Source organism: uncultured Corynebacterium sp., from assembly GCF_902782855.1.
Lineage (GTDB): Bacteria > Actinomycetota > Actinomycetes > Mycobacteriales > Mycobacteriaceae > Corynebacterium.
Genome location: NZ_CACZOO010000284.1, coordinates 1 through 2,875 on the forward strand (window position 1 = coordinate 1; position 2,875 = coordinate 2,875).

Genomic DNA, 2,875 nt, shown 5'->3' on the forward strand with positions numbered 1-2,875 from the left:
CCGGAGGCGCCCGGGGCCGCGTCATCCACGCCGACCACCGTGGCCGGCGGTGTCGACGGTGACTACCGGTCCACCGATGAGCCGGTCACCGCGGTCTGCGACAACCCCGACGGCACCCGGATCGTGACGGCTGTGTGACGTAATCCCGGCTACCCAGCTACCTACCTGGATTCCAGGGACTCCTCGGCCAGCATCACCACGGACCGGTCGACGACGCGGGCGATGTCGGCCCGCACGTGGCGTCCCTCCCCGGCGACCCGGTCGACCGCGTCCTCCAGCGCCCGCACCCAGGCGGCATTCGTCACCGCACCGTCGGCGACGCTGATCCCGCTGACCAGGCCCTCCGCACCGAACTTGTCGAGCGTCTCGCCGATGATGCCCGTGGCGAGGTTGCCCAGTGAACCGATCACGTCCGGATCCGAGACATTCCGGTCGTCCCGCCACGTCTCGCGCAGGGCGTGCACGGCGGCGTCCTGCGCGGTGGTATAGACAATCTCGAAGGTCACCCCGTGTGGGCAGCGGATCTGCCCCGACGCAACGGGGGAACGGGTAGTTGATGTTCGTCGCGAGGGACCGCACGAGGATGTCGGTGAGGGTGTCGGTGCTGATTCCGGTGATCTCGGCGGCGTCCGGGGCGATCTCCTTCAGGGTCTCCACCCACCAGCCCTGCAGGAGTTCCGGATCCCGGGTGTGGAGCTCGTCGATCCTGGTCAGCGTGTCCTGATCCTGGTGGAGCACGACGATCGCTTCGCCGTGGACGGGAGCGGTCAGACCGTGGCGGGCGTCCGCACTGTCGTCGGTGTGCAGGCAGGTCACCGACAGGACCCGGTCGCCGGATCCGTACGGGTCGTCGATGACGCCGATGTCGAAGATCCGGTCATGCCGGTCGGACCCGGTGACGGCCTGGATGGCGGAGACGGCGGCGGTGCTCAGGACCGCCCAGATGTCGTCGGGGATCTCGCCGAGGTCGAGCGTGCCCCAGGCATGCAGACGGGCCTGGGCCTTGTCCATCGGGAACCTCTCGGCGGGGCGGACGCCGGACGCCGCGGCCTCTCTCGCGCGGGTGGCGTCCTACTGCCGGATCTGTTCGGCGACGGCCGCGACGACGGTTTCCCCGAGTGTGTGAAGATCGGTGTGTTCCCCCGTGGTGCTCATGCTGTCGTAGATGACCTGCGCCCGGCCCGCGTCGGGGCCGGAGAATCGTAGAATTTTCCCCATGGCACCGCAGCGTAGCAGCCGCCGGGTCGCGAGGGAAGGGAAACAAAAATACTCCGGGCTGGACGCAGCGTGGCGTCCACCGGATGAGCCACCTACTCCAGCGACACCGCCGGATCGAGGAGAACAACTGCAAGGAAGCGGAGTTTCGGGGCAGCCGGCAGTTCTTCCTGCCCAGCGGCAGCTCTTCCTGTCGCCTGAGCCAGCTGAGGCGACAGGAAGAGCTGCCGCTGGGCAGGAGCAGCTTCCACAGGGGTTTCGCTGGACACAGGGGCTACAACGGAACGGGGAACATCACCTCAGCAGGAGCGGCATGCTGCTAACTGAACCGCACGTCCTCCAACGTCAGGGCGTCAGCCACCGGGCTCCTTCTAGAGGGGCCTGCGGCCCCGCGGTCACCACATAGGCTGCAGTGTGTTCGATGAGTCCCCGCCGCTCCTCGTCACTCATCTCCCGACGCACCTTCGTCGGCAGCCCGGTCAGCGACTGTGACGTACCGCAGTACCCGCCACCTGGTCGTGGAGGGGGCGCCCGCCGCCGAGAACCGACCACACCATGCCGATGAGAAGTCCGTAGGACGCCACCAAGGTGACCATCGTCAGCGGGCGGGCGGTCTCGAACCCGCCGAAGGCGCCGGTGACGGTCGCTGTGTGCCCGACCTGCCAGGGAACGAGGATCTTCACGCTGTTGCGCAACAGGGTCATCGGGACGGTGGGGGATGCACCGGTGTCCCGGTTGACGACCTGGAGCCGGAACCGGCGCTTCCCGAAGGTCGCCGGATTCTCCTGTCGTGATTCCCCCACGTCGCCCACACTGTCGCGAGCACCGGTGGGATCGCGCTGAGAGCGAGCACCTCACGTTCAGTCGGTAGGTGCCGGCGGTTCAGCGCCAACCCGAGCGGCACTGTCGTCGCGGCGAGCCCCAGATACCCCAGACAATCGGCGGCATAGGCGAGGACGCGGCGCTTCGCGAGCGGATGGATGCGTACCTGCATGATGGGCCTCCCGGTGTTCGGGTCCGCGTATCCAGGTTAGTCGCCGGTGGTGATCAGGACCTTGGCGCCGACAGATTTTCGAACGCTGGAGTGGAGCTGTCCGGCGTGGACGTTACAACTGATCCTGACCGGGAGCCGACCGACTCTTGTGATCGCAGGAGAGACATGACCATCACGAAGTTCACCGCCGGCGCTCTTGCCCTGGCGACCGCTCTGGCACTGGCAGCATGCGGCAACGACGACGACGCCACTGACGCCGCCCCGGCCATCACCACCGGGCAGGAGGTGGAGAGTACCGACCAGCCCGTCTCCGACATCCAGGCTTCGGTCGACACCTTCATCAGTGCCCTCGATGATCTCGGTATCGAGCATTCGGAGCCGGTGCGCGGCCAGGCGCAGCTGTCCGGGGCAAAGGCAGTCTTCGACCTCACCGTGAACGGGTACGACACCGGCATCAACGTTTTCCCGGATGCGGAGACGATGGAGACCTGGCAGGAGGCCAGTGACTCCTTGGGCGGTATCCATGTCGCCAAGGATCTCGCCGTGCTCACCCTCAACACGAGCGAAGGGGTCGCCGACTCGGCGGAGATCGCCCCGCGCATCGCTGAGCACATCGACGGCACCGCCCGCGGCGTCTGACAGACGGACTCCGGCAACACCGGCAAC

General features: G+C 67.3%; 4 protein-coding genes. 2 read left to right on the top strand and 2 right to left on the bottom strand.

Features of this window, described 5'->3' with window-relative positions; genetic code table 11:
- Positions 1-161 precede the first annotated feature (161 nt).
- Positions 162-506, bottom strand: coding sequence for a hypothetical protein (locus QZV72_RS11595; RefSeq protein WP_297008649.1), 345 nt, complete (start codon positions 504-506; stop codon positions 162-164).
- A 184-nt stretch (positions 507-690) separates the two neighbouring features.
- Between QZV72_RS11595 and QZV72_RS11600 the strand changes: the two genes are divergently transcribed.
- Positions 691-1,206, top strand: coding sequence for a hypothetical protein (locus QZV72_RS11600; RefSeq protein ID WP_297008650.1), 516 nt, complete (start codon positions 691-693; stop codon positions 1,204-1,206).
- A gap of 488 nt (positions 1,207-1,694) precedes the next feature.
- On the opposite strand, the gene QZV72_RS11605 is transcribed toward QZV72_RS11600, so the two are convergent.
- Positions 1,695-2,018 (bottom strand): RDD family protein, encoded by a 324-nt coding sequence (locus QZV72_RS11605; protein WP_297008652.1) that lies wholly within the window; start codon positions 2,016-2,018, stop codon positions 1,695-1,697.
- A 356-nt stretch (positions 2,019-2,374) separates the two neighbouring features.
- Between QZV72_RS11605 and QZV72_RS11610 the strand changes: the two genes are divergently transcribed.
- A complete protein-coding gene (locus QZV72_RS11610) occupies positions 2,375-2,848 on the top strand; it encodes a hypothetical protein (protein ID WP_297008654.1) in 474 nt (157 codons plus the stop codon).
- Positions 2,849-2,875 lie beyond the last annotated feature (27 nt).

Excerpts from the sequence above, each read along its gene's own strand:
- QZV72_RS11610 (WP_297008654.1), top strand. The coding sequence starts at position 2,375 with ATGACCATCACGAAGTTCACCGCCGGCGCTCTTGCCCTGGCGACCGCT.